The sequence below is a fragment of the Escherichia sp. AM3 genome, from assembly GCF_032029835.1.
In the GTDB taxonomy this organism is placed as follows: Bacteria; Pseudomonadota; Gammaproteobacteria; order Enterobacterales; family Enterobacteriaceae; genus Escherichia; species Escherichia coli.
In genome coordinates this window covers 1-279 of record NZ_JAVUPQ010000917.1, presented here as the reverse complement: position 1 = coordinate 279, position 279 = coordinate 1, and the positions used below count along the sequence as shown (strand labels likewise).

Here is a 279-nt window from a genome sequence, read left to right as displayed (position 1 = left end):
GCCATAGTGTGTTCCTCTACAGGTGATTGTTATGTTCAGACCGGCGCGACCAGATAACGAATTGCCGGTGATGTTGTGCCCTGATGAAAAGCCAGAACGCGGCTCTGCAACAGGAGGTCATTCATGGTGTGGCGCTCCTGCTGGCGCAGATGCTCGATCCAGGAACCCATCAGGAAGGTTTCGATAAACAGACCCGGACGTTCAATATCTTCGTACACCGCCCAGCTCATCGCCCCGGCGCGGCGGCGCACCCGGCGTAGCTCGTGCACGGCCTGCAAA

1 protein-coding gene is annotated in these 279 nt (G+C 58.1%); it reads right to left on the bottom strand.

Features of this window, described 5'->3' with window-relative positions:
* Positions 1 to 35: 35 nt before the first annotated feature.
* A partial coding sequence (locus RTW80_RS29050; protein WP_312721572.1) for an MFS transporter occupies positions 36 to 279 on the bottom strand: 244 nt, incomplete at its 5' end.